Here is a 23714-nt window from a genome sequence, read left to right on the forward strand (position 1 = left end):
ACCGGACCCCATTATCCCCATCGGAGCCTTTCATGACCGACCTGACCGCGGGATCCGCCGGCCTCGACCGGATCCGGGAGGATTACACCAGCATGACCCGTCGAAAACGGGTCTACGGTGGGATACTTCTGATCCTGTTCGTGGCACTTATGGCGACCGGATTCCGGACCGCCGACATGCGAAACGCCGGTAGTTTTGCCGATGGGTGGAACCGCATTTTCGATTACCCTGCCGAGGTTCTGACTGAGGCCTGGGAGAAGATCGGGGAATTGCCCGCGAATTTGGTCGAGTTCTTCCCCGCGCTGATCGAAACACTGAATATCGCCGCCGCGGCCACGCTGGTGGGCACTCTGGGCGGCACCTTTCTGGCGCTGATGTCCACCCGCGGCATGGCGCTGTGGCCGTCATTGATCCCCGTTTTTCGTCGGATTTCTGATATTTGCCGGGCCGTTCCGGAAATTGTCATCGCGTTGGTTCTGATCTTTGTTCTTGGCGGCGGGCCAGTGCCTGCAATGATTGCCATCGCCATTCACACTGCCGGTGCCCTGGGCAAATTGTTTTCCGAAGTGAATGAAAACGCCTCTCTGAAACCGGTCGAGGGGCTGCAGTCGGTTGGCGCCAACTGGTCGCAGCGGATGTATTTGGGCGTGATCCCGCAGGTCGGGCCAAACTATGTCAGCTACGCTCTTCTGCGGTTCGAGATCAACATCCGCGCCTCGGCCATTCTTGGTTTCGTGGGGGCAGGCGGCTTGGGGTACGAGTTGCGCAACGCCATGTCCTGGGGGCAGGGGCGTTACGACGAGGCGGCGGCCATCTTTCTGCTTCTGTTCGTCACCATCGTGGCCGTGGATCAGCTGTCCGGCGTTTTGCGTGACCGTCTGACACACGGTTCCGCCAAAGGAGCCGCAGCATGAGCACCTTTGCCACTGATCTGCCGATCAACGACTTGAAAGCCAGAACCGACCACATCTTTCGGCGCAAACGGGCGCTGAGTTTCGGGTTGCCGGGGCTGGTCATTCTATACCTGATCTATGTTTTCTTTGCCTTTGACGTGCCCGGCTTGGCCGAGCGGGCCAACTGGGAAAACGGCAAGACGCTTGTATCCGACAGCTACAGCTACAAGACACATGTGACGCGGGACAATCGAAACGGAGAAGTGTCCGTTGCGATCGAGGGAGAGCGCAAGGGCGCTTACCCGGATGGCACTGCGCCGGAATGGGTCGCTTTGGGCGAAACCACCGTGATTGACCTGCAAGATAGCCACATCGTTCGTTTTGGACCTGAAACCGTGGAATATGACATCCCGGGTTATGGAACCGTGCGCGCAACGCCCAGCCGGTCTGCCGGAGTGCGGGCCGACTTACCGACTGCCGAGGTGCCGGACTGGATCAACATGTCAAAGAATCGCCTGGCGATCACCACGCCGGCGGGTCGGCTGACCGTGACACGCAACCGGGCCGAGGTGTTCCGGTATTTCAACGGTTGGGAACTGTTCTGGTTCACATTGGACAGCCCCTATCACGGTCAGTCTTTCAGCCAGTTGATGGGGCGTGCCGCTTCGGGCGAGGCCGCAGAAATCTTTGACGATTTCTGGACCAACAAGATGTGGCGCCATCAGGATGTAGCGTGGGCGATCTTTGAAACGCTTCTGATGGCTTTTCTGGGTACATTGGGGGCAGGGATGATCGCTTTGCCCCTCGCATTTCTGGCGACACGAAATTTCAATCCGTTTAGAACGGTCCGATTTGCCACTCGTCGTATCTTTGACTTCGTGCGCGGTGTTGATGCGTTGATCTGGACGGTGGTTCTGGCACGCGCCTTCGGGCCAGGGCCGCTAACAGGGGCGCTGGCCATCCTGGTCACCGATACCGGCACCTTCGGCAAGATCTTCTCCGAGGCGCTGGAAAATGTTGATCAGAAGCAGATCGAGGGCGTGCAGTCTACCGGGGCCAATGCGCCGCAGAAATATCGTTTCGGTGTGATCCCGCAGATCACGCCGGTTCTGCTCAGTCAGCTCCTGTACTTCCTGGAATCCAACACCCGCAGCGCAACCGTGATCGGGGCGATAACCGGGGGCGGGATCGGTCTGTTGCTGACACAGGCGATTATCACCCAGAAAGACTGGGAGGAAGTCGCCTATTACATCGTGCTGATCATCCTGATGGTCATGCTGATGGACTGGTTTTCGGGCTGGCTGCGCAGGCGGCTGATCCAGGGCGGGCCGCCCAAGTCGCGCAAACAGCGCGACCCGCAGGCCAAGCCCCTGATGTTGCCTTGAACCGTATACGAGGACTTGCAGACCATGGCGCGCTTGCGACCGGACCAGCCTTTCATTCACCCGGATTGCCAGATAACCGGCAGCAGCTTTGGCGCCTTTGTCGAAATCGGTGCCGGAACGCGGGTGACGAATTCGGTGTTTGGGGACTATACCTATTGCGACCGCACCTGCGACATCGCCAATGCACGGATCGGGAAATTCGCCAATATCGCCAGTTTCACCCGGATCGGCGCCACCGACCATCCGATCGAGAAAGCGTCGCTGCATCACTTCCACTACCGCTCGGCCGACTATTGGGACGATGCCGAGGACGACGCGGACTGGTTCGCCCGGCGCGCCGGGCGGTTGGCGCATATCGGGCATGACACCTGGATCGGCCACGCGGCCATCATCAAGCCCGAGGTGACGATCGGGCACGGGGCAATCGTAGCCTCCGGGGCGATCGTGACCAAGGACGTGCCACCTTATACCATCGTCGGCGGCGTCACTGCCCACCCCATCCGACGCCGGTTCCCCGAACACGTGGCCGAGCGTATGATGGCTCTGGCCTGGTGGGATTGGGACAATGCCCGACTGCGCGCGGCGCTGCCGGATTTCCGCGCGTTGCCCGCCGAGGCGTTTTTGGAGAAATACGAGGATTGACCGGCATCACCCGTGATCGTCATCCAGCGTCAGAGTGACCCGCTCGCCCGCAAAGACGGTCTTGCCGTATTCAACCGGATGCCCCTGCGGATCGGCATTGATGCCGACCGAATGCAGAACCGGCGCACCCTCGATCAGGTGCAGGTGCCGGGCCTGAATCGCATCAGCCGCGCGGGCGGTCAGGCGCGTCGAGATGCGAGTATAATCCGCCACGCCACAGTGCCGCAGCGCCCGCGTGACCGAGCCGTTCTGGGCCAGCGCTTCGGGCAGGTCGGGCAGGCGCGCGGCGGGAAAGACGCTTTGGAACACCGCGATCGGTTGGCCATCGGCCAGCGACAACCCGTCATAGACATGCACCGGGTCGCCGGGGGCCAGGGCCAGCGCCTCGGCCTCGGTCTTGTCGGCGGCGCGGGTGATCAGAGACAGCACCCGCTTGCCCGGAATCTTGCCGCTGGCCGAGATGTTCCGGTGGTACCGGACCCGTTTGCCGATCGGGTAATCGGTTGCAGCCGCCGAAACGAACACGCCGGCCCCGCGGCGCGGATGCACCAGCCCCTGCCTGGCCAGTTCGGCCAGGGCCCGGCGCACCGTGTGGCGGTTCACGCCGTGGGTCGCGGCCAACTGCGCCTCGGTCGGCAGGCGGTCGCCGGTTGCAAAGCGCCCCTCGGCGATGTCGGCGGTCAGCGCCAGCGCGATGGTCTTCCAGATCGGTGTTTGGCTCATGTCATCAAAACTTCACAGCATATTCGTTGCGAGTCACCCTTTGCTCCGCTATTATTTATCTAGTTGTATAGTAGTTGTAGACAACTTGGCCAAGAGGCTTTGATGGCGGATCAGACAAAAATCGCGACGGGTGATCGACGGGCCTGGCTGGGCCTTCTGGCACGTGCGCCGGCCGAGGCGCTGGCTGCCTTGTGGACCGCCTATGGCGCAAGTCCCGAATTCCAGTGGTTGCGCACGCCCGAGATCGGCGGCGTCATGGTGCGGGGGCGGGCAGGCGGCTCGGGCGCGCCCTTCAATCTGGGCGAGATGACAGTCACGCGCTGCGCTCTGGTTCTGCCTGACGGAACCGAGGGCCACGGATATGTGCAGGGGCGCGACAAGACCCATGCCGAAACCGCCGCTCTGATCGACGCGCTGATGCAGACCGGGCACGCCGACGCGGTGCGGGCGAGAATCCTGGAGCCGCTGACCCGCCAGGTCCAGGCGGCCAGAACGGCCCGGGCCGCCAAGGCTGCGGCCACCAAGGTCGAGTTCTTCACGATGGTTCGGGGAGAGGATCAATGACCCCACAGACCCGTTTTTCAGGCGGTTTCACCGATGCGCCGGTTCAGGCGGCCCACGCCTTTCGTGCGGCCATGACCGTGATGGCGCGGCCGGGTGAGTTGCGGCAGCTGGTCGGCGCGACCCCGCCCGACGGCCTGTCGGTCGCCGCGGGAACGCTGCTGCTGACGCTGTGCGACCCGGACACGGGCGTTTATCTGGCGCGCGGGGCCGACAACCCGGCCATTCGCCAATGGCTGACCTTCCACACCGGTGCGCCCCTCGTGCCCGCCGCGCAGGCCGATTTCGCCGTTGGCTGCTGGCAGGACCTTGTGCCGCTGGACCAATACCTGATCGGAACGCCGGAATACCCCGACCGATCCGCCACCCTGATCGTGGAGTGTGACGCGCTAGACCTTTCCGGTGCCGTATTGCGAGGGCCGGGCATACGCGACACTGCGCGCCTGGCCGTGCCCGATGTCGCGGCGGTTCAGGCCAATTCGGACCTGTACCCCTTGGGGTGCGATTTCTTCTTCACCTGCGGGGATATGGTTGCGGCCCTGCCGCGCAGCACCCGCATCCAGCCCGAGGGTTAGGCCATGTACGTAGCCGTCAAAGGGGGCGAAAAGGCGATTGAAAACGCCCATGCCTGGCTGGCAGAGGAACGCCGGGGCGATCCCGGCGTGGCCGAATTGTCCTTGGCCCAGATCCGTGAACAGCTCAGCCTTGCGGTGAACCGCGTGATGGCCGAGGGCTCTCTGTACGATCCCGATCTGGCCGCGCTGGCGATCAAACAGGCGCGGGGTGATCTGATCGAGGGGATCTTTCTGATCCGCGCCTACCGCACCACCCTGCCGCGGTTTGGTTATTCGACCCCGGTCGATACCGGCGGCATGGCCTGCGACCGCCGGATCTCGGCCACGTTCAAGGATGCGCCGGGCGGGCAGGTTCTGGGCCCGACCTTCGACTACACGCACCGCCTGTTGGATTTCAAACTGGCCGCCGACGGCGCGGTGCCTGAGGCCCTCACCGCCGCGCCGCGCCATGAACCGACCCCGCACATCACCAAATTCCTGAAGGACGAAGGCCTGATCCAGGACGAACCCGCCAGCGATAAACCGCCCGGCGACCTAACGCGCGAACCGATGGAGTTCCCGGCGGACCGCCCCCTGCGCCTGCAAGCACTGACGCGCGGGGACGAGGGGTTCGTGCTGGGCATGGCCTATTCGACCCAGCGCGGCTATGCCCGCAACCACGCTTTCGTGGGTGAGCTGCGCATCGGCACCGTCGCGGTCGAGATGGATATCCCCGAACTGGGCTTCGCGATCGAGATCGGAGAGATCGCCCTGACCGAATGCGAAACGGTGAACCAGTTCAAGGGATCAAAGACCGAGCCGCCGCAATTTACGCGCGGCTATGGGCTGGTCTTCGGCCAGTCCGAGCGCAAAGCCATTGCCATGGCGCTGGTGGACCGCGCCTTGCGCTGGGAGGAATTGGGCGAAGACGATCTGGGCGCCCCGGCGCAGGATCAGGAATTCGTCCTCAGCCATGCTGACAACATTCAGGCGACCGGCTTTTTGGAGCATATCAAACTGCCGCATTACGTCGATTTCCAGTCCGAATTGGAACTGGTGCGCAAATTGCGCCGCGAAGCCGAAGAACGCCTGGAACCGCGCGAGGCCGCCGAATGACTTCAGTGCCCTTCCTGCATCCTGTCCGCCGGCCGAGATGCCCTGCCAGCCGCAGCCCGGCGTGGCGCGTCCGCGCTGATCGCAGACCATTCGCCTCGCGCGTCCCGCCGCATGGCCCGGCGCCGTCGCTGGGAATGTATCCTGCGCCAGAGAAAGTAGAGCATGACGACCGCGAAGGCCGAGGTAACCAGAAAACCGTCCACAACAACACCAAAAAACGAAAGTGATACATCAAATGAATGAGTATAACTTCGCATATTTGGACGAACAAACCAAGCGGATGATCCGCCGGGCCATTCTCAAGGGCTTGGCCGTTCCGGGTTATCAGGTGCCGTTTGCCAGCCGTGAGATGCCCATGCCTTATGGTTGGGGCACGGGCGGGGTTCAGGTCTCGGCCGCGACGCTGACACCGGACGATGTGTTCAAGGTGATCGATCAGGGAGCAGATGACACGACCAATGCTGTGTCGATCCGCAAGTTCTTTGAGAAGACGGCGGGCGTGGCCACGACCGAAGAGACCGGGAAGGCGACCATCATCCAAACCCGCCACCGTATCCCCGAGGCCAGGCTGCGCGACGATCAGATCCTGGTCTATCAGGTCCCGATCCCCGAACCGCTGCGGTTTCTGGAACCGCGCGAGACGGAGACGCGCAAGATGCACAGCCTGCAGGAATACGGGTTGATGCATGTGAAGCTCTACGAAGACATCAGCCAGCACGGCGCGATTTCCACGGCCTATGCCTATCCGGTCCGGGTGGCCGACCGCTATGTGATGGACCCGTCTCCGATCCCGAAATTCGACAATCCGAAACTGGAAATGGACGCGATCCAGCTGTTCGGGGCCGGGCGCGAGCAGCGCATTTATGCGGTGCCGCCGCATACGCGGGTGGTCAGCCTCGATTTCGAGGACTATCCGTTCGAGGCCAGCAAGGCCGATCACGCCTGCGATCTGTGCGGGGCCGAAGACAGTTACCTGGACGAGGTGATCACGGACGATGCAGGCAACCGGATGTTCGTGTGTTCGGACACCGATTTCTGCCGGTCCCGCCGCGAGGCCGGACACCAAGGCCGTTTGGCGCAGGAGGATGCGGCATGACCCCGCTCTTGCAGGTCAAAGGCATCGAGAAGCGCTATGGCGCGCGGATCGGCTGCAGGGATGTCAGTTTCGACCTCTACCCCGGTGAAGTAATGGGGATCGTCGGCGAAAGCGGGTCGGGCAAGTCGACCCTGCTGAACTGTCTGGCTGGGCATCTTAAGTCGGATGCCGGGCAGGTGATCTTTGATACCCGCGCCGACGGGCCGGTGGACACGGTCACGATGTCGGAACCGGCCCGCCGGATGCTGGGGCGCACCGACTGGGCCTTTGTGCATCAACATGCCCGCGACGGGCTGCGCATGTCGGTCAGCGCCGGCGGCAATATCGGCGAACGGCTGATGGCCGTGGGGAGCCGGAACTATGGCCAGATCCGCGGGCAGGCTTTGGATTGGCTGGGCCGGGTCGAGATAGCGGAAAGCCGCGTGGACGACCGCCCCAGCGCGTTTTCGGGCGGCATGCAGCAACGGTTGCAGATCGCGCGCAACCTGGTGACCGGTCCGCGGCTGGTTTTCATGGATGAACCGACCGGTGGGCTGGACGTCTCGGTGCAGGCGCGGCTGCTGGACCTGCTGCGCGGTCTGGTGCGCGAGATGGGGCTGAGCGCCATCATCGTCACCCATGATCTTGCCGTGGTGCGGCTGCTGGCGGATCGCTTGATGGTGATGAAGGATGGCGAGGTGGTCGAGGCGGGGCTGACCGATCAGGTGCTGGACGACCCGCAGCATGCCTATACGCAACTGCTTGTGTCCAGCGTCCTGCAGGTTTGAATGCTACAGAAAAGATGAAATCCGATGATTGAACTGATCGACGTGAGCAAGAGCTTTACCCTGCACAATCAGGGCGGCGCCGTGATCCCGGTGATGGCGGGCGCGTCGCTGCAGGTCGGGGCCGGAGAATGCGTGGCCCTGACCGGGGCCAGCGGGGCCGGGAAGTCCACACTGATGCGGGTGATCTACGGCAACTACCTGGCGGCCTCGGGGCAGGTGCGGGTGGGCGGCCTCGACGTCGCCCGGGCCCAACCGCGCGAGATCCTGCAACTGCGCCGGGAGACCCTGGGCTATGTCAGTCAGTTTCTGCGTGTTGTGCCGCGTGTGCCGACGCTGGAGGTCGTGGCCGAACCGCTTCTGGTTCAGGGGTGCGAGCGGCAGACCGCACTGGACAAGGCAGCGGGCCTCCTTCAGCGCCTGAATATTCCGGAACCGCTTTGGCGCCTCAGTCCCACGACATTTTCGGGCGGTGAACAGCAACGGGTGAATATCGCGCGTGGTTTTGCGCATGACTATCCGGCTCTGTTGCTGGATGAACCCACGGCCAGCCTTGACGCACGAAACCGCGAAACCGTGCTGTCCCTGATCCAAGAAGCAAAGGCCCGCGGCGCGGCGATCATTGGGATATTCCACGACCAAGAGGCCCGTGACCGGGTCTGCAGCCGCGTGGTCGACGTCACGCAGTTTGCGCCGGGGGCGGCGGCATGAAGATGGCCCCGGTCATTGCAGTTGTCGGGCCTTCGGGTGTTGGAAAAGACAGCGTGATCCAAGCACTGCTGGCGCGCGCGTCGAACTTCGAAAGGGTGCGTAGAGTCATCACCCGTCCCCATGGCGAAGGCGGTGAGGATTTTGACCGCGTGTCCGACCGGGCGTTTCAAACAATGGTCCAAGAGGGCAGCTTTGTTCTGTGCTGGGCCGCGCACGGGCTGCACTACGGCATACCCGTTGCGATCACGGACCAACGCCGAAGGGCCGATGCGGTTCTGGTCAACCTCTCAAGGGCTGTGTTGCCCGAGGCGCAGAAGGAATTTCGAGAGCTGATCGTGATATCCCTGACGGCCGAACCAAAGGTTCTGGCACAACGTCTGGCAGTGCGCGGCCGGGAAAGCGCGGCTGATCAAGCCCGGCGTTTGGGGCGCGCCACTGCAGCCCTGCCCGAAGGCCTGAACCACGTGATCGAGGTCGACAATTCCGGGTCACTGGATGCAACCGTTGAAACCATCTTGTCCGGCCTTCAACCCGAAAGGGCGTACCGTTGAAGCATATGGAACCGCCCGTCTTCAGCCTCGCCCACAAGGGCCAGGTCCCCTATGTCAAAAGGGGCTGGCAGCAATGGGACAAGCCGTTGGTTCAGAACGGTTTGCACGTTTTCCAGCATCGGCTTGCTCAGGCGACCGGACAGGGTGATGTGAAAGCGGAAAGCCTCCAGAACGTATGGGTAGCCCCAGTTCGTCAGATTGGCGTCCTGCTCCATGGTCAGCCCGGCCGCTCGGCGCCGGTTCATCTCGGTTTCCGAGGCCGGGGCACGAAAAGGGTCCAGGTCGCGGACGCAAGCCGCCGCAAGCGCGTTCAGGTCTCGTGTGTCGCCCACGGGCCGCAAAGCAAGAAACCGACCAAGGCGTGCAACTTCGAGCCCGTCCAGCGAAACGGGGGCGAATTTACCGGCCAAACGGGCGCAGGTGTCCTGCAAAGTGGACAGCGACTGATCTTCACGCAAGCGAAATGGCGGCTTCATCGTGGCATGAAGCCCGTATTTGCGCGGCACTTGTGTTACCGAGGCGACGTCCAACCCGTCAATGGCCGGATGGTCGACGGTCCGTCCCGCATCGATGTCCCACCCCAGCCACGCGGTTGCAAACCTGCTCCAGTCGGATTGGGCTGGGGGAACGAAATAGATCGCGTATCGCGCAAAATTCACAATGGCCTCCTGTTGCGTGGCCTCTCCTTACCTCAAACCACGTGAAAATCCGATGACAGATGAACTGACCCTTGCCAATGCGTTGCTTGTTCTGCCGGATGAGACCGTCCGGGGGTGTGTCCGTGTCGTTGGCCAGACGATCGCTGACATAGACACCGGCGCGGCTGTTCCGAAAGGCGCGATTGACTGTGGTGGGGACTATGTGTCGCCCGGCCTGGTCGAGTTGCACACCGACAACCTGGAACGCCACATCCAGCCGCGGCCCAAGGTGGACTGGCCCCATGCCGCAGCCATTCTGGCGCATGACGCGGAACTGGCCAGCACCGGGATCACGACGGTCTTTGACGCCATGCGGGTGGGGTCGATCCCCTCCGGTGCTGGACGGTATCTGAAATACGCGCGCGGACTGTCGCGCGAGCTGTGGGAGTTGCGAGAGCAGGACGCACTCAAGATCAGCCACTTTCTGCATCTGCGCGCCGAAGTCTGTTCTGAGACGCTGGTCGAGGAATTGCAGGAATTCGGTCCAGAAGACCGGGTTGGCATCGTTTCGTTGATGGATCACACGCCCGGCCAGCGCCAGTTTAGGGACCTGTCCAAGTTCGAAGCCTATCTCAAAGGCAAGTACGCTATGGATGACGACATGTTCGCACGGCACGTCAACCAGTTGCGGGGGCTGAGGGACCGCAATGGAGACCGCCACGAGCAAGAGGCCGTGGACGCCGCGCGCCGCTTCGGAGCGGTTCTGGCCAGCCACGACGACACGACCGAGGCGCAAGTGGCGATATCCGCCCGTCATGGCATTCGGCTGGCCGAATTCCCAACGACGGTCGACGCCGCACGGGCCTGTCACGCTCATGACATTCAGGTCATGATGGGCGCGCCAAACCTGATCCGGGGCGGGTCACATTCTGGGAATGTGGCAGCACGGGAACTGGCCGACTTGGGGTGTTTGGACATTCTGTCGTCGGACTATGTGCCGTCAGCCTTGCTGTTGTCAGCCGTTACTCTTGGGCGCATCTGGGATGACATGGCGCGTGGCATCGCCACTGTGACACGGGCTCCGGCGCGGGCGGCGGGCCTAGCGGATCGCGGCGCTCTGAAACCGGGGCTGCGGGCAGACCTGATCCGATTTCGAATGCGGGGCGACGTCCCGGCCCTGACCGCGGTCTGGTCGCGCGGGCAGCGCGTGGCCTGATCAGGCGAGGTAGAAGAGATAGCGGTCAGGCGCGATGGAGACCGGGCCGTTGATCTGCTCGAACCCTTCCAGCGGTTGGCCGGATATCAGCAACCCGCCTGGAACCATGACCGAGCCAATCAGCTTGCTGAGCCTCGCCGCTTCGGCCACGTCTTCGTGTTTGATCCCGCGACCGAAATCATAATGCGCCAATGCGATCCGCGGGCCATCTTCGGCCAGCTTCTTCAGCATCGGTTCAGCCTCGCCCTGCAGAAAATCTTCGGCCGGAGGGGTGCTGTCCGGGTGACATTGCAGAACCCGGTCCATGACCCAGATGCGCCGGTCGGGCAGGATCTCGCGCAGGTGGTCATAGGTGCGGCCGTTGCCCAAACCCATGTCCAGAACATCGCCTTTCAGCCCTTTGATCCGCGCCGCAGCCCAGTTCAGCCCGTCGCGCTGGGCGGTCAGGCGTCGCAGCATGGAATCCAGTCGGCTCATCAATGTCTCCTCGGGTAATCAGTGTGGTCCTGCGGACCAGACGCGTGTGGGGCCCGCCATGAGACAATCCAGAAGCGCCTCGGTAAAGTCCCAGATCTGTTGATCATGGACAAGATGATGGGTCAACACGCCAAAAGGTTCGGTTGGGTCGGCACGTTCCTCGCGGCGATCCTGCAGCATCGAGACGGTTTTGGCGATCAACGCATTCGGATCGGCCAACCCTCGCGTACCGCGCCAGTCGATCGGATCCAGATGGGTATTGACCTGAGTCAGGCCTGGCGCTGCTTCTACGTGCGTTCTGGGCGTGGCCGTGGACAGGAACTGATAGCCGATCTCCGCAAGCTCTGCCGTCACTTCGGGCGCGATGCGGTTCCAAGGGGGGACGAACATCGGGCACAGACGATCACCGAAGGACTCCTGCAAACGCAGGAAGCCATGGTGTGCATCAGACACAATCGAGGCGAGCGGACGATGCAGGCGGAACTCGGACTTCTTTTCGCCTTCAGGCGCGTGGTTCTGGTGCGCCCAGCCGTGAACCACCGGAACCAAGCTGGTCTGGTTGGCAACCTGGTCGACCAGATCCTGACTGGCATCGCGTGGAATGATGGCCAGATGAACCGGCAGCCCGGTTCGGGATGACAGGCCCACCAAACGGTCCAATTGCCGGCTGGGCGCGATCGCGTCATCGTCCCGCCACCACAGTGGAAGCGTAAGCCCAGCCTCTCGCCACACCTGCAATTCGGATCGCAGCGGTGTCCAATCGGTTGTCATTGCCGAGCCTCCCAGAGCGAGGTGGCAATCTCTACCGACTTGCGGGCACCGTCAAACCCGCCATCCAAGGGTTCGCGCGAGCCTTGATGCAGGACGCGGTCGACTGCTTGGGCCAATGTCCCTCCGGTCAGCTTCGCACTGGGCAGCACGTCGACCGCAGGCAGGCGCGCCAGGCTCTTTGCCCTCAGGGTCTGTTCCACTTCCTTGCCATCGTCGAATGGGATCAGAACGGCCGAAGTCGCGCATTGCAGCAAGTCCATGGCGGTGTTGTACCCGCACATGCTGACTGAGGCTGCGGCCAGCGGCAGCATTTGTCTGAAATCCGGACGTACGGGTTCCAGAAGGACATTTTCGCCATTTGTCATGTGCCTCAGTTCGGCAATCCGGTCTTGGGCATCCTGACCGCCGACCAGCAGGCGCCAGCGCCAGTTAGGCATCTTTTGAGCGGCCTCGATGGCCGCGCGAAAGATCGGTTGTCCGACCGATCCGCCGCCAGCGCTGACCAGGATTTCATTCGCTCCTTCCCCCTGTTCATGAGGACCCGGCGCAGGCGGGGCAACAAAGCCCGTATAGAACAGGCGTCCGGCCAAGTTGCCTGTAACCGGCCAGCTGGCATCCAGCGGCGTGATTTCGGGGTCGGAATGAACCAGTACGCCGTCATAGAAACGCACAATGATTTCTTCGGTCCGTACAGCTTTGGCGGGTTTCGACGGTGGCGCGAGGATGTCCCGGACCGAACTCAGAACAACCGGACAGGACGGCAGTGACCGCGCAGTGGACAGCAGGGCCAGAAATTCGTCGGCCAAGCTTCGGCGCCCGAAGGGATAGAGTTCCGTTATCAGGACATCGGGGTTTACCCGTCGAACAGCCTCGGTCAGGGCAATAGCGCGGGAGTTCAGATAGGTCGCGTCTGCAATATCTCCGTCGGCCGTCAGCAACCGCGTGAAATCGGTACCATCCGAACGCAGGGGTGGCAGTGCCAGCAGGGAAACTCCATCCGCATTCAGTTGTGGTGCAGGCATCCCACCGGATGCGACGGTCACGTCGTGTCCGGCATCCGCAAAAGCCCGACCCAAGGTCAAGGCTCGGCTGAGATGTCCGGTCCCCAGCAGATGGGTGACGACGATCATGGTCCTCATGACCCGGCCTCGCGCGGGATAAGCCGGACGGGCTCAGCCTCCGGTCGCATTTGCTCCAAATCGACCACGTAGAGACGATTGCGTTTGATGCGGAACGGCGCGGGGCCTGTGAACTCCCACCCCCAGGCAAGCGCCAGGATGACCCGCATGATTCCGATATGGCAGACAGCTACGTTGTCACCGGTCAGGCTGGACAGCCATGGCACAAGGCGGCGGCGAATGTCGGCCGGGCTTTCGCCGTTGGGGGGACGAAATTCCCAGCTCCAATCCTCGATATGCCGGTAACCAGTGTTGGCATCTGCAATCAGGTCTTCCCCGCGTTGGCCTTCCCAGTTGCCCCAATTCATCTCGACCAGGGCGGCCGAGGTTGCGGGTTCGCGTCCGGCGACCAGCCGCGCAGTTTCGCTGGCGCGGGTCAGGGGGCTGGACCATAGTTCGGCCCGGTCCCAAGGAGTTGGCAAGCGATATCGGGCCAGTTCGGCCTTTGCCTGATCATCGAGGCTGATGTCGCTGCGCCCCTGAATGCGCCCTGCGCGGTTCCAGGCGGTATGACCGTGGCGCAGAAGGGCCAGACGTGTCATGACATCTCCTCTACCAGCGAAGAAACTGCCGACCAGAACGTCCGCGTTGCGGTTGGCATCAAATGACGGCCGGCCACGTAGTCGCGCGCTTTTTGACCTTCGCTCCGACGCAGTTCGGGATCGGACAGCAGCCGGTCAATTCGCTCGGCCAGCGCGGCGGCGCCGTAATCAGGGGCAGGATGATTGGCAGGCGCCAGTACGTCGCGCACTCCCGGGCGATCCTGGGCGACAACGGGGACGCCCGCGGACTGCGCCTCGAGATAGGTCATCCCGTAGGCTTCGTTGACGCCCGGCCATACCAACAGAGCAGCATCGGAGTAGATCGTTTCAAGGTCATCGCGGCTGAGCAGGCCCAGAAACCGGACGCTTGTGCCGAAGGGGGCCATCAAAGCCTCGACATCCGGGCGGGCTGGTCCGTCGCCGGCGATGTTCAGCGTCCAATCCCCATTCAGCAATGCCAGCGTATCGGCCAGAATGCGGAAAGACTCCAACTTGTCCCCGTAACGCATCATTCCCACCGTCAGCATCGGCCCCGCGCATCTAGAGGGTCGAGGCAGGTCCGATCGGGGCAGGAAGGGTGGGAGTTCAATCAATGACTGATCACCGAACCGCTCGCGTTCCAGTGTGATCAAGTCATTTGCTGTGTGATAGAAGATCACCTGCGCGGCGTCGCAGGCATCGTGCGCAGCTTGGGCAAAGCCGGCCCAGGGCCCGGAAAGGCGCGACATGGCGCGGGTGCTCTCAAGCTGAACATAGGGTATTCCCCGCGCCCGGCAGACCGCGGGCCCCAAAAGGTCCGGAGCTTTGTAGTAGTTGTGATAGGTCACCCAGAGGCCTGTATCTGCAGGCAGTTCTGTGCTCAGTCGGGTGGCCTCGGCCGCGGCTTCGCGGTAGAGACGGTTCTGAAGGTCCGGGTCTCCGGTCTTGTCATAGATGCGCAGCCGCGAGACCAGATCAACACGATGTCCATCGGCCCCGATTGCAGCCATCAGGTTGCGAGCCATTTCGCGGTCGCCGGATGGTACCGGGCTGTCTGGGGCTTTCATCGGCGCATAGAAGGCGACCCGAACCATCAGGCACCCTCCGCGCACAAGGCTTTCAGGCGGCGGGAGAGACGTGCAATGCCGGGGTCCATGCGGAAACTGGCAAGCAAGCGGTCATAAGCCGCATCGGCCATGATTGCCGCTTTCTGCGGGTCGGCGGCCAGGGTGGAAATAGCGTCTGCAAGCGCCTTGGGTTCGTCATCGGACAAGATGCCGTGCACGTTGGTCTGGATGAATTCGGGAATGGCCGAGACCGGAGTGGACAGGATCGGTAGTTTTTGCGACGCGGCTTCCATCAGGACATTGGGCAGTCCGTCCCGGTCCCCGTCCGCGGCGATGCGGCTGGGCAGCACGAACAGATCCGCCTCGCGCATGGCCGCAATGACTTCGGGTTGATCGCAGGCGCCTTTCCAGGCGATGCGATCCTGTAGGCGCAGGTTTTCCGCCAGGCCGCGCAGGTTGTCCGACAAGGTGCCGCCGCCAATGTGGGTCCAGTGCCAGTCGATCTCTGGGGGGAGTATGGCCAAGGCGTGGATCAAGCGATCAAAGCCTTTCTTTTCTACCAGTCGTCCGACGGACACCATATGGAACCGTTCATCGACGGATCGCAGTTTTCGTACGGGCGGCTCAGGAAATCGCGTCAGGTCCAGCCCGTGATAGATCAGATCGACACGGGCGGGGTCATCGGCCAGATCGCGCAAGTGCCGCGCGCCGATCTCGGTGCAGGTTGCGCCGAACGCCGCTCCGAAGGTGTCAGCGTGAAGTTTTTCACGCTTTTCCCACTCGGGCGACGTCCAGATATCCTTGGCGTGAGCCGAAAAGCTCCACGGCAGGCCGCGCATGATTGCAGCATAGCGGGCAACCGAGGACGGGGTATGCAGGAAGTGGGCATACAGCGCGCGCGTGTCGCCGGGCAATTCCGCGGCCAGAACGCAAGCCTGTCCAAAGCGGCGGATCCGGTTGTGCGTGGGATCGCGACGCAGATCCTGTCGCCACACCCGGTAGGCCTGTGCGTAACCCGGAAGCGCCTGTGCGGTTCGTCTCGCCGCCCATACGCGTTGGGGTTCCTGGTACAGGTATTCGGGAAGATAGTGCACCCGCCCCTGAAACCGGTCGTGCAGGGGGTGGCGTTTGGTGTCGGTTGGTTGGCGCAATGACCAGATGTCGAAGGCGTGGCCGGCATCCTGCAAAGCAACCAGTTCCTGAGCGATGAACGTCTCGGACAGGCGCGGCCAACCTTTGACCAACACCGCCAGTCTCGGCTCTGCGTCGGTCATCCGGTCGCTCGTTCCTGTTCCACGCTCAGCAGGGCCTCGACCCGATCAGAGACATAGTCCAAGCCATCCAGCAAACCAGCCCGGATCGCCTGCGAGGGAAGGGGCTGCTGCGGCAGGTTGCGAATGGCCGTGATCATCGCATCGGCCGTCAACCCATCGCGGGTCTCGTCCAGCATCCGCACAAGGCCCAGTTCCTCGGCGCGCGAGGCGCGAATCCACTGTTCCAGCCGCGGGGTGGTTCGCGGGACGATCACCGCGCGTTTGTCAAAGGAGAGCACCTCGCAGAACGTGTTGTATCCGCCCATACAGACCACACCCGCCGCGCCGGCGAACAGAGTTTCGATCTGGGATTCGAACCCGACCGCCGTCACACGACCGTTCAGGGCCGCCACGCGGGCCTCGAATTCTTCGCGCAACTCACCGGACAGGAAAGGGCCATAGACAAGCAGGGCTCGGGGGGACAGATCAGGGTCTTTTTCATACGCGGACAGGACAAGGTTGACCATTGCCTTCCCGTCGCCACCGCCTCCGGGCGTGATAAGGATATAGGGCTGCTCGGGAGGTTCGCCGACAGGGCCGAGATCGCGGCGCAGATAGCCGGTCCAGTGAATCCGCGCCTGCGCCGACGGGCTGAGCGGCAATCCTTCTGTCGGGTCATAAACCGACCGCAGGCCGTAGACCCAGATTTCGTGATAGTATTTCTCGGTCGCGGCGACTGCGTCCTTTCGGGCCCATTCCGCCGCCAGAACCTCGGGCTCGTCCAGAACGTCGCGAAGGCCCAGTACCAGTTTGGCGCGCCCGGATTGATGCAGCTGTTCAAGGGTAGGAAGCAGTTCGCCCCGGAAACCGGTCGGCTCCTTGTCGACGACGACGACGTCCGGATCGAATTGGCGCACGGTGGTCTGGATCAGTCCCGAACGCAGCTCGGTGACCTCGTCAATCCCCATTCCGATCGTGCGCGCGGCATACGAACCATCGGCCCGCTTGGTCACGCCCGGCAGGCGTACATGGTCCACGCGCCGCGGAAAAGTGAAGCGCCCGGCAACGGGCGAGCCCGTCAGGATCAGGGCCGAGGCCCGCGGGTTCGCCCGCGTCATTGCCGCAGCCAGCGCTCGGGAGCGTCTGAGATGACCCAGTCCGAACGTATCGTGACTGTAGAACATTATGCGCGGAGCGCGACCGGTCTGTTTGTCGTCGATGCCTAGGCTCATGCCCTCGCTCGTATCTTTGTTACGGTGCAGTTTCCGCGCGTTTCGCACCAGTTATCTTATATTTTTTGACGCCGCCTGCCAAAGGGTCTGTGTCAAAGCCGCAAATGCGTCAATCATTGCGATTTGGCAACAGCCATTGCGCAAGCCACCAATAACGCGAAGCCTGCAACATTCCCCGAAGTTGGCAAAGCCCGGATTTGCCGGATGCTGCCTGCTCTTATAGGAATTCCAGAGGGTTGGAAACATCCTGCCTTTGGGCTTGCGCCAAAAACACGGTCCTACACGATGTCGGGAAGCAGCGAGTGGATCGTTTGATCAAGGCCGGTGCGTTCTATAGGCTGTCGTGCAGCAAGAGATCAGGATGCAAGACCTTATGAAACCGAACTTTCTTGTCCGTGTACTGTTCCTGACGTGGACAATCGCTCTGGTCTGCGCGACCGGTGCGGCGGCGCAGACCTCGCTGATCCCGGGGTATCCCGGGGCGTCCGGTGAAACAGAGGCCCCGCAGGACAACGATGTTGCGGCCGCGATCCGCGCCGCGACCGAGGCGGGCGCCAGCGTGATCGTCATCGACAGCGCCGGGCAGGTCGTATCCTCGGTTGGACAGGCCGGTGGCCAGCCCGAGGACGTCGCTCATGATCCGATGGCGGAAAGTTCGCAGTTGATGAAGGCGCAGGAGCGCTTTGCCAAGTTCAGCGAAGCCGTGCGATCCCGCCTTGAGGCGTTGCCCTATTCGATCTTCGAGGTGCGCTACATCCTCGAGCAAACCAGTCCTGATGGCCGGATTTTCACCTATGTCGAGGTGCTGGGATGGAACATACTGTTCCTGATGGTTGGCCGATGGCTGTCGATCGAGCTGTACGGCAAGCGCTTTGCCCGACGGTGGGTCGTCGCCCGGATCAAGGAAAACCCGCAGGGGTATCGGGAAAAGATGCCGTTCCTTGTGTTCCGGTTTCTGATGGGTATCGGGGCCACGGTGTTTGCAATGCTGATGGCTCTGATCGTTGGGTATCTGTTTTTTGGCGAGGCCGAAGATATCTCGATCCAGTTCACCGTCACGGCGATTTTCACTGCGTTTTTCCTGTCACGTACGGTTTCCGACCTGTGGCGGATGGTGCTGTCGCCGTATCTCAGCCAGTACAGGCTGCCGCCATTCTCGGACCGTGACGCCAAGCGGCTGTATATCTGGGCATCGGCTCTGGCGACCTATGACATTACCGCTGTTCTGTTTTCCACCTGGGTGGCGGATTTCGGGCTGAACTACAACGTCTACGCGATGGTTTATGGCGGGCTGACCCTGATCGGGATGGTCGGGAACATCCTGATGATCCTGTTCAATGCCCGGGCCATTTCGAACGCCATCCGAGGCGGCCGCCAGCCAGACCAGGTGTCCTGGTTGCTGCGGTTCGTATCATTTGGCTGGGCCCCGGCCCTGATCGTCTATCTGGTCTTCAGTTGGTTCAAGCTGGCGGTGGATCTGGTGCTCGAGACCGAGGACTCGCTGCCGATCGTCGCAAGCAGCTACATGATCTTCATGTCGGTCGTCATCGCATATGGCGCCATGAACTATCTGCTCGAGCGGTACTTCGATCGCAACCGGCAGATCGAGGCTCTGAATGCCGAGATCGATACCGATGAAGATACAATGCGGACCTCGGAGACGCCCGAGGCGGAGAAGCGCAAGCACACATTGGTGACCTACGAAGATCTAGCTCGGCGTGTCGCGGGCATCCTGGCCTTTGTCGTCGGCATCTACGCACTGGTCGTCATCTGGAATCCCGAAGCCAGCTGGAGCGAGGATTTGCCCATTGGCAGGGCGTTGGATGTGATGGTGATCCTGTTCATCGGCTACATCCTGTTCCACTTCTTCCGGATCTGGATCGACACCAAGATCGCCGAAGAAACCGATGATGGAGCCGCCGAGGCCGAGTTGGGTGACGAGGGCGGAGAGGGCGGTCAAAGCCGCCTTGCCACGCTGCTGCCTCTGTTCCGGGGCGCCATACTGGCCGTGGTGGTCGTGACCATCGTGCTGATCGTTCTGATGGAACTGGGAATAAATGTCAGCCCGCTGTTTGCAGGCGCCGGCGTTGTCGGTCTGGCCGTGGGCTTTGGCTCGCAAACCCTGGTGCGGGACATTTTCTCGGGCGCGTTTTTCCTGCTGGATGACGCGTTCCGCAAGGGTGAATACATCGACATCGGAGATGTCAAAGGTACGGTCGAAAAAATCTCGGTCCGGTCTTTCCAGCTGCGCCACCATCTGGGGGCCCTGAACACGATCCCGTTTGGTGAAATCAAGGTTCTGACCAACTACTCGCGCGACTGGGTGATCATGAAACTGCCTCTGCGCGTGACCTATGACACGGACGTCGAGAAGGTCCGTAAACTGATCAAGAAGCTGGGACAGGAGTTGCTGGAGGACCCGGTGATCGGGGACAACTTCATCCAGCCGCTCAAGTCGCAGGGCGTTATCGAGATGCAGGATTCCGCGATGATCATCCGGGTGAAGTTTATGACCAAGCCGGGCGACCAGTGGCTGGTGCGCAAAAAGGTGTACCAAGAAATCCGCGAGTTGTTCGCGCGCGAAGGCATCAAGTTTGCCCACCGCGAAGTCACGGTACGACTGGCCGATGGCAAGGAGCCCGAAGACCTGTCTCCGAAACAACGCGAGGCGGTCACCGGCGCGGTGCAAGCCGCGATTGACGAGGATTATCTGGACGATATCGGCCCCGGTGGAGACGACCGCTAGGGCGCTCCCGCCCCTTTGACCTGCGGCGCCGCTGCGTCATCGTTCCAAGCGTTGGGCAGGGCCGTGCGTTCCGCGCGGCGGTCGGGCCTTTGTTCAAGTGGTTTGCCACGTTGGATCGGACGTGCCGAGCCGGGATGCCGGGATCGGCCAGTGCATCCGTGCCTCACCGACGCTCAGCGCGGGTTTCAGCCGTTTGCCGGGGCCCCAGCCGGACTCTTCCGATCGGGATGCGTAGTCCCCGGGTTCGGCAGCGGTGATCGGGTCGCCTGTCTCGGATTTCGCGAGGCTGGCCAGCAACTCGGCGGTGCGCGCCAGCGACAGGCGCCCATCCATGATCGAATGCCCCGAAGCCGCTTCTGTCAGGGCCGAGAGGACAGCGGCGGCCATCAAATAGCCGGTGGCATGGTCAAGTGCCTGAACTGGCAGCGGGGTGGGTTTGTCGGCTCCGGCCCAAACGCGGCCGGCGTCAGCGATTCCCGCGCTCATCTGGACGAGGCTGTCAAATCCGCGACGGGTGGCCCAGGGCCCCTGCCAACCATAGGCATCCAGTGTAACCTCGACCCGGTTTGGAGCGACCGTATCGCGCACCTCTTTGGTCAGGCCAAGCGCGTCCAGCGCACCGGGGCGGTAGCCATGGACAAAGACATCCGCTTGCGCGAGCAACTCTTGCAGCTTTTCCAGGCCGGCGGGTGTCTTGAGGTCCAGATATGCGCAGCGCTTGCCGAGCGAGATATCGGGGATCACGCCCGGCTCATCCCAACCTGGTGGGTCGATGCGCAGCACTTCGGCTCCGAACCCGGCCAGCGTGCGGGTGGAAACAGGGCCTGCCAGCACGCGCGTCATGTCGAGAACCCGAAGCCCGGCCAAAGGCCGATCCGCGCGCGCCTGAGGCCTGTCGCGCAGGGTGATCCGGCGTGGGCCGTGCCAGCCGACCAACGGATCCCGCGTCACGGCGCGGCCTTGCGGGTGGTCAAGCCACTCGGCCCGGCTGCGCATGGCGGCGGCAACACCACCCTGCGCCACGATATCCGTTTCAAGGTTCGAGACCGACCAGCTCTTGATGGCCTGCGTCACCGCGGCACGATCCCCCTCGGTCGCCAAAACCCTGAGGGCCGCTTCCCTGTGGTGGGGGAGGTTGGTGTGCAACCTGATCCAGCCATCGGCCCCCCGATAGTCGCCCGCGATCGGATCCCAGAGGCTTGGCATATCCCAGCCTTCGGGCTTGAACGAGTATCCGAACCACAGCGACGCAAGGCGGTGATCGACCATTGCCTTGGGTGGGAGCGAGACAAGATTGGTGGCCTGCATGAACCGTCCAAGCTCGTGGCCCACGGCAGCAAAGCTGGCTGTTGCCAGCTCGGATACGGCAAAGGCGCTGGGAAGCGCACCGGAACCGGCGACCCGATAGGCCTCGGACGGTGGAAGCGAAGCCAGCAGGCTCATTGCTGATAGGGGTCCAGACTGTCGCGCAGCCCGTCACCCAGGAAATTGAAGGCTAGCACCACCACGATGATCGGTAGCATCGGGATGGCCGTCCACGGATAGATCTCGATCGAGGCGAGGTTTTGCGCGTCGTTCAGCATCACGCCCCAGCTGACCGCCGGTGCCCGCAGGCCGAGGCCAAGGAAGCTGAGTGCCGTTTCACCCAGAATCATGGCGGGGATCGACAGCGTGGCCGAGGCAATCAGGTGTGACATGAAGTTCGGCAACAGGTGCTTGCGGATCACCCGGCCGGAACTGGCACCCATCATCTCGGCGGCGCGCACATATTCTTCTTCGCGCAGCGACAGGAATTTGGCGCGCACGGATCGGGCCAGCCCTGGCCAGTCGAGGATGCCGAGGATGATCGAGATGATGAAGAACACCGCAACCGGCGACCAGTTCGACGGAACTGCGGCCGATAGTGCCAGCCACAGGGGGAGTTCGGGCAAAGACCGCAGGATTTCGATCACGCGGTTGATGACCCAGTCGATCCGCCCGCCGAAATAGCCGGCCAACGACCCGAACAGGATGCCAAGGAAGAACGAGACCGAAATGCCGATCAGGCCCACGGTCAGCGACAGCTGCGCGCCATAGAGGATGCGGCTGAAGATATCGCGGCCCAGCCGGTCCGAACCCCAGAGGAACAGTGTCGTGCCTTCCGGGGCGCAGAACAGATGCGTGTTTGACCGGATGAGCCCGGCCAGCTTGTACTCGGATGCCTCGCAGAAGAACCGCACGGGTCGCGGATCCTCGGTGTCAGGGACGAATTTCCATTGGAACGTCTCGAGGTCGGCCTCGGCCACGATCGGGTAGACGAACGGCCCAATGAACTCGCCCTGGTGGAACCAGTTCACCGATTGGGGCGGTGCGTAGAGATGTTCGCCATTTCGTTCGTTCGGGCCATAAGGCGCGATGAACCCTGCAAACGGGAGCATCAGATAGCACAGCAGCAGAAAAATGCCCGATATCAGACCCAGCCGGTGTGTCTTGAACTTGCGCCAGACCAGAACCCAATTCGGGGCGTCCAGATCCCTGCGCTCCAATTGCTGCAAAGATGCTTCGGGATCAAACGGGGCGTCGTCGACAAAGCGACCGTCGGGAAGTTTGCTCATGCTTCGCGCCCCTCGTACCGGATACGCGGGTCAAGCATGACCAGCAGAATGTCGGAGATCATGGTGCCGATCAGCGTCAGCAGCGCCACGAACATCAGAATGAAGGCTGACAGGAACTGGTCCTGTGTCTTAAGCGCCGTCAGCAGCGTGGGGCCGATGGTCTGCAAACCCAGCACCACCGAAACCAGAACCGATCCCGACACCATCGAGGGCAGCAGGTTGCCGATGTCGGCCACGAAGGGGTTGAAGGCGACGCGCAGCGGGTACTTGGTCAGCATCCGCGACGGCGACATGCCCTTGGCTATAGCGGTTTCAACATATGGCTTGCCCAATTCGTCCAGCATGTTGGCGCGCAGGCGCTGCATCATGGCCGAGGCGCCCGAGGTGCCGATCACGAATGTGGGCACGATCAGATGAACCAGGATGGACTTCATCTTGTCCCAGCTCATGGGTTGCCCCTCATACACCGGGTCCATCAATCCGCCGATGGGCAAATCGAGGTAACGGTGCCCGTAGTAAAACAGGATAAGCGCCAGCAGAAAGTTGGGCGTCGCCAATCCCAGATAGCCCACGAAGGCGGTCGTATAGTCGACCCAAGTCCGCGACTTGGCCGCCGCCATAACGCCCAGAGGCAAGGCCACGGCATAGACGAACAGGATCGCGGCAAGGTTCACGACCACGGTCAGCCACAGCGTGTCCCCGACGATGTCGGCAACCGGACGATCGAATTCAAAGGACCAGCCGTAGTTGCCCTGCAGCAATCCCTCAAACCCATGAGGGCCGGGAAAGAAGCCGACCCAGATCAGGTATTGTTCCCACATCGGGCGGTCCAGAGCGTATTCCTTTCGCAGGAATTCCGCCTTGGCCACACCGGCCGACTGCCCCGAAGCCTGCAGCTCGGCAATCTGATTGCTGAGATAATCTCCTGGCGGCAGGTTGATGATCACGAAGATCAGCATCGATACCACCAACAGGGTCAGCAGCATCGTGAAAAAGCGATACACCGCGTAGCGGAGCATGATCAT

The 23714-nt window shown here is 62.3% G+C and carries 24 protein-coding genes; 12 read left to right on the forward strand and 12 right to left on the reverse strand.

All coding sequences use genetic code 11. From position 1 onward, the window contains the following. Positions 1 to 32 precede the first annotated feature (32 nt). From phnE (AC2FML_RS07705) to AC2FML_RS07715, 3 genes are read left to right on the forward strand one after another with little or no spacing between them, the layout of a single operon-like run. Positions 33 to 914: a phosphonate ABC transporter, permease protein PhnE gene (gene phnE, locus AC2FML_RS07705; protein ID WP_496782678.1), complete on the forward strand. Its 882-nt coding sequence runs from the start codon at positions 33 to 35 to the stop codon at positions 912 to 914. After that, a complete protein-coding gene (gene phnE, locus AC2FML_RS07710) occupies positions 911 to 2278 on the forward strand; it encodes a phosphonate ABC transporter, permease protein PhnE (protein WP_496782679.1) in 1368 nt (455 codons plus the stop codon). Before phnE (AC2FML_RS07705) ends, phnE (AC2FML_RS07710) begins: the two co-directional genes overlap by 4 nt. 24 nt (positions 2279 to 2302) lie before the next feature. Beyond that, complete coding sequence (locus AC2FML_RS07715; protein WP_170357039.1) at positions 2303 to 2920, forward strand: LbetaH domain-containing protein; 618 nt, start codon at positions 2303 to 2305, stop codon at positions 2918 to 2920. 6 nt (positions 2921 to 2926) lie between these two features. Here the strand turns inward: AC2FML_RS07715 and phnF are convergent, their stop codons facing one another. Next, entirely contained in the window at positions 2927 to 3643 is a 717-nt protein-coding gene (gene phnF / locus AC2FML_RS07720; protein ID WP_170371796.1) for a phosphonate metabolism transcriptional regulator PhnF, read from the reverse strand. Between the two features lie 102 nt (positions 3644 to 3745). On the opposite strand from phnF, the gene phnG reads away from it, so the two are divergent. From phnG to phnN, 7 genes are all read left to right on the forward strand, one after another. Next, positions 3746 to 4207, forward strand: coding sequence for a phosphonate C-P lyase system protein PhnG (gene phnG, locus AC2FML_RS07725; protein ID WP_170436272.1), 462 nt, complete (start codon positions 3746 to 3748; stop codon positions 4205 to 4207). Beyond that, the gene (gene phnH, locus AC2FML_RS07730) at positions 4204 to 4779 is read left to right on the forward strand and encodes a phosphonate C-P lyase system protein PhnH (protein ID WP_496782681.1); all 576 of its coding nucleotides are present in this window, start codon (positions 4204 to 4206) and stop codon (positions 4777 to 4779) included. Before phnG ends, phnH begins: the two co-directional genes overlap by 4 nt. Before the next feature lie 3 nt (positions 4780 to 4782). Beyond that, a complete protein-coding gene (locus tag AC2FML_RS07735; protein WP_496782683.1) occupies positions 4783 to 5874 on the forward strand; it encodes a carbon-phosphorus lyase complex subunit in 1092 nt (363 codons plus the stop codon). A 235-nt stretch (positions 5875 to 6109) separates the two neighbouring features. Beyond that, the gene (locus AC2FML_RS07740; RefSeq protein WP_174819621.1) at positions 6110 to 6970 is read left to right on the forward strand and encodes an alpha-D-ribose 1-methylphosphonate 5-phosphate C-P-lyase PhnJ; all 861 of its coding nucleotides are present in this window, start codon (positions 6110 to 6112) and stop codon (positions 6968 to 6970) included. Continuing rightward, positions 6967 to 7737, forward strand: a complete 771-nt coding sequence (gene phnK, locus AC2FML_RS07745) for a phosphonate C-P lyase system protein PhnK (protein ID WP_170357044.1) — start codon at positions 6967 to 6969, stop codon at positions 7735 to 7737. The genes AC2FML_RS07740 and phnK overlap by 4 nt, the downstream gene beginning before the upstream one ends. 24 nt (positions 7738 to 7761) lie before the next feature. Next, positions 7762 to 8445: a phosphonate C-P lyase system protein PhnL gene (gene phnL, locus AC2FML_RS07750; protein WP_170339802.1), complete on the forward strand. Its 684-nt coding sequence runs from the start codon at positions 7762 to 7764 to the stop codon at positions 8443 to 8445. Beyond that, positions 8442 to 8996 carry a phosphonate metabolism protein/1,5-bisphosphokinase (PRPP-forming) PhnN gene (gene phnN, locus AC2FML_RS07755; RefSeq protein ID WP_170451063.1) on the forward strand — a complete coding sequence of 185 codons (555 nt, stop codon included), beginning with the start codon at positions 8442 to 8444 and terminating at the stop codon, positions 8994 to 8996. Before phnL ends, phnN begins: the two co-directional genes overlap by 4 nt. On the opposite strand, the gene AC2FML_RS07760 is transcribed toward phnN, so the two are convergent. Further along, a complete protein-coding gene (locus tag AC2FML_RS07760; RefSeq protein WP_496782685.1) occupies positions 8972 to 9655 on the reverse strand; it encodes a DUF1045 domain-containing protein in 684 nt (227 codons plus the stop codon). The genes phnN and AC2FML_RS07760 overlap by 25 nt on opposite strands. A 52-nt stretch (positions 9656 to 9707) precedes the next feature. On the opposite strand from AC2FML_RS07760, the gene AC2FML_RS07765 reads away from it, so the two are divergent. Next, positions 9708 to 10850 (forward strand): alpha-D-ribose 1-methylphosphonate 5-triphosphate diphosphatase, encoded by a 1143-nt coding sequence (locus AC2FML_RS07765; protein WP_496735120.1) that lies wholly within the window; start codon positions 9708 to 9710, stop codon positions 10848 to 10850. Here AC2FML_RS07765 and AC2FML_RS07770 read toward each other — a convergent pair whose 3' ends face one another. From AC2FML_RS07770 to AC2FML_RS07800, 7 genes are read right to left on the reverse strand one after another with little or no spacing between them, the layout of a single operon-like run. Next, positions 10851 to 11327 (reverse strand): class I SAM-dependent methyltransferase, encoded by a 477-nt coding sequence (locus AC2FML_RS07770; protein ID WP_496782687.1) that lies wholly within the window; start codon positions 11325 to 11327, stop codon positions 10851 to 10853. Between the two features lie 18 nt (positions 11328 to 11345). After that, positions 11346 to 12098 carry a polysaccharide deacetylase family protein gene (locus tag AC2FML_RS07775; RefSeq protein WP_170405060.1) on the reverse strand — a complete coding sequence of 251 codons (753 nt, stop codon included), beginning with the start codon at positions 12096 to 12098 and terminating at the stop codon, positions 11346 to 11348. Further along, entirely contained in the window at positions 12095 to 13237 is a 1143-nt protein-coding gene (locus AC2FML_RS07780; protein WP_496782688.1) for a glycosyltransferase family protein, read from the reverse strand. Before AC2FML_RS07780 ends, AC2FML_RS07775 begins: the two co-directional genes overlap by 4 nt. Then, positions 13234 to 13818, reverse strand: coding sequence for a histidine phosphatase family protein (locus AC2FML_RS07785; RefSeq protein WP_170441485.1), 585 nt, complete (start codon positions 13816 to 13818; stop codon positions 13234 to 13236). The genes AC2FML_RS07780 and AC2FML_RS07785 overlap by 4 nt, the downstream gene beginning before the upstream one ends. Continuing rightward, a complete protein-coding gene (locus AC2FML_RS07790; protein WP_496735124.1) occupies positions 13815 to 14891 on the reverse strand; it encodes a glycosyltransferase family 4 protein in 1077 nt (358 codons plus the stop codon). Before AC2FML_RS07790 ends, AC2FML_RS07785 begins: the two co-directional genes overlap by 4 nt. Further along, positions 14891 to 16138: a glycosyltransferase family 4 protein gene (locus AC2FML_RS07795; RefSeq protein WP_496782690.1), complete on the reverse strand. Its 1248-nt coding sequence runs from the start codon at positions 16136 to 16138 to the stop codon at positions 14891 to 14893. Before AC2FML_RS07795 ends, AC2FML_RS07790 begins: the two co-directional genes overlap by 1 nt. Further along, positions 16135 to 17349 carry a glycosyltransferase family protein gene (locus AC2FML_RS07800; RefSeq protein ID WP_170340379.1) on the reverse strand — a complete coding sequence of 405 codons (1215 nt, stop codon included), beginning with the start codon at positions 17347 to 17349 and terminating at the stop codon, positions 16135 to 16137. The genes AC2FML_RS07795 and AC2FML_RS07800 overlap by 4 nt, the downstream gene beginning before the upstream one ends. 373 nt (positions 17350 to 17722) lie before the next feature. Here AC2FML_RS07800 and AC2FML_RS07805 point away from each other — a divergent pair, with 373 nt between their 5' ends. Continuing rightward, positions 17723 to 20095: a mechanosensitive ion channel domain-containing protein gene (locus AC2FML_RS07805; RefSeq protein ID WP_496782979.1), complete on the forward strand. Its 2373-nt coding sequence runs from the start codon at positions 17723 to 17725 to the stop codon at positions 20093 to 20095. 93 nt (positions 20096 to 20188) lie between these two features. Here AC2FML_RS07805 and AC2FML_RS07810 read toward each other — a convergent pair whose 3' ends face one another. Genes AC2FML_RS07810 through AC2FML_RS07820 form a run of 3 tightly spaced genes read right to left on the reverse strand, consistent with a single transcriptional unit; the run spans position 20189 to position 23714 of the window. Next, positions 20189 to 21538: a CoA transferase gene (locus AC2FML_RS07810; protein WP_496782692.1), complete on the reverse strand. Its 1350-nt coding sequence runs from the start codon at positions 21536 to 21538 to the stop codon at positions 20189 to 20191. Next, positions 21535 to 22689 carry an ABC transporter permease gene (locus AC2FML_RS07815; protein ID WP_170357056.1) on the reverse strand — a complete coding sequence of 385 codons (1155 nt, stop codon included), beginning with the start codon at positions 22687 to 22689 and terminating at the stop codon, positions 21535 to 21537. The genes AC2FML_RS07810 and AC2FML_RS07815 overlap by 4 nt, the downstream gene beginning before the upstream one ends. Continuing rightward, the gene (locus AC2FML_RS07820) at positions 22686 to 23714 is read right to left on the reverse strand and encodes an ABC transporter permease (RefSeq protein WP_170364965.1); all 1029 of its coding nucleotides are present in this window, start codon (positions 23712 to 23714) and stop codon (positions 22686 to 22688) included. The genes AC2FML_RS07815 and AC2FML_RS07820 overlap by 4 nt, the downstream gene beginning before the upstream one ends.

It is taken from the genome of Ruegeria sp. BHSC029, from assembly GCF_059613085.1.

Coding starts and splice junctions, on each gene's coding strand:
- phnK (WP_170357044.1), top strand. CDS start 6,967: ATGACCCCGCTCTTGCAGGTCAAAGGCATCGAGAAGCGCTATGGCGCG.
- AC2FML_RS07810 (WP_496782692.1), bottom strand. CDS start 21,538: ATGAGCCTGCTGGCTTCGCTTCCACCGTCCGAGGCCTATCGGGTCGCC.
- AC2FML_RS07735 (WP_496782683.1), top strand. CDS start 4,783: ATGTACGTAGCCGTCAAAGGGGGCGAAAAGGCGATTGAAAACGCCCAT.
- AC2FML_RS07765 (WP_496735120.1), top strand. CDS start 9,708: ATGACAGATGAACTGACCCTTGCCAATGCGTTGCTTGTTCTGCCGGAT.
- phnG (WP_170436272.1), top strand. CDS start 3,746: ATGGCGGATCAGACAAAAATCGCGACGGGTGATCGACGGGCCTGGCTG.
- AC2FML_RS07780 (WP_496782688.1), bottom strand. CDS start 13,237: ATGAGGACCATGATCGTCGTCACCCATCTGCTGGGGACCGGACATCTC.
- AC2FML_RS07800 (WP_170340379.1), bottom strand. CDS start 17,349: ATGAGCCTAGGCATCGACGACAAACAGACCGGTCGCGCTCCGCGCATA.
- AC2FML_RS07815 (WP_170357056.1), bottom strand. CDS start 22,689: ATGAGCAAACTTCCCGACGGTCGCTTTGTCGACGACGCCCCGTTTGAT.
- AC2FML_RS07795 (WP_496782690.1), bottom strand. CDS start 16,138: ATGACCGACGCAGAGCCGAGACTGGCGGTGTTGGTCAAAGGTTGGCCG.
- phnN (WP_170451063.1), top strand. CDS start 8,442: ATGAAGATGGCCCCGGTCATTGCAGTTGTCGGGCCTTCGGGTGTTGGA.
- AC2FML_RS07740 (WP_174819621.1), top strand. CDS start 6,110: ATGAATGAGTATAACTTCGCATATTTGGACGAACAAACCAAGCGGATG.
- AC2FML_RS07770 (WP_496782687.1), bottom strand. CDS start 11,327: ATGAGCCGACTGGATTCCATGCTGCGACGCCTGACCGCCCAGCGCGAC.
- phnE (WP_496782678.1), top strand. CDS start 33: ATGACCGACCTGACCGCGGGATCCGCCGGCCTCGACCGGATCCGGGAG.
- AC2FML_RS07715 (WP_170357039.1), top strand. CDS start 2,303: ATGGCGCGCTTGCGACCGGACCAGCCTTTCATTCACCCGGATTGCCAG.
- phnH (WP_496782681.1), top strand. CDS start 4,204: ATGACCCCACAGACCCGTTTTTCAGGCGGTTTCACCGATGCGCCGGTT.
- phnF (WP_170371796.1), bottom strand. CDS start 3,643: ATGAGCCAAACACCGATCTGGAAGACCATCGCGCTGGCGCTGACCGCC.
- AC2FML_RS07790 (WP_496735124.1), bottom strand. CDS start 14,891: ATGGTTCGGGTCGCCTTCTATGCGCCGATGAAAGCCCCAGACAGCCCG.
- phnE (WP_496782679.1), top strand. CDS start 911: ATGAGCACCTTTGCCACTGATCTGCCGATCAACGACTTGAAAGCCAGA.
- AC2FML_RS07785 (WP_170441485.1), bottom strand. CDS start 13,818: ATGACACGTCTGGCCCTTCTGCGCCACGGTCATACCGCCTGGAACCGC.
- AC2FML_RS07805 (WP_496782979.1), top strand. CDS start 17,723: ATGAAACCGAACTTTCTTGTCCGTGTACTGTTCCTGACGTGGACAATC.
- phnL (WP_170339802.1), top strand. CDS start 7,762: ATGATTGAACTGATCGACGTGAGCAAGAGCTTTACCCTGCACAATCAG.
- AC2FML_RS07820 (WP_170364965.1), bottom strand. CDS start 23,714: ATGATCATGCTCCGCTACGCGGTGTATCGCTTTTTCACGATGCTGCTG.
- AC2FML_RS07775 (WP_170405060.1), bottom strand. CDS start 12,098: ATGACAACCGATTGGACACCGCTGCGATCCGAATTGCAGGTGTGGCGA.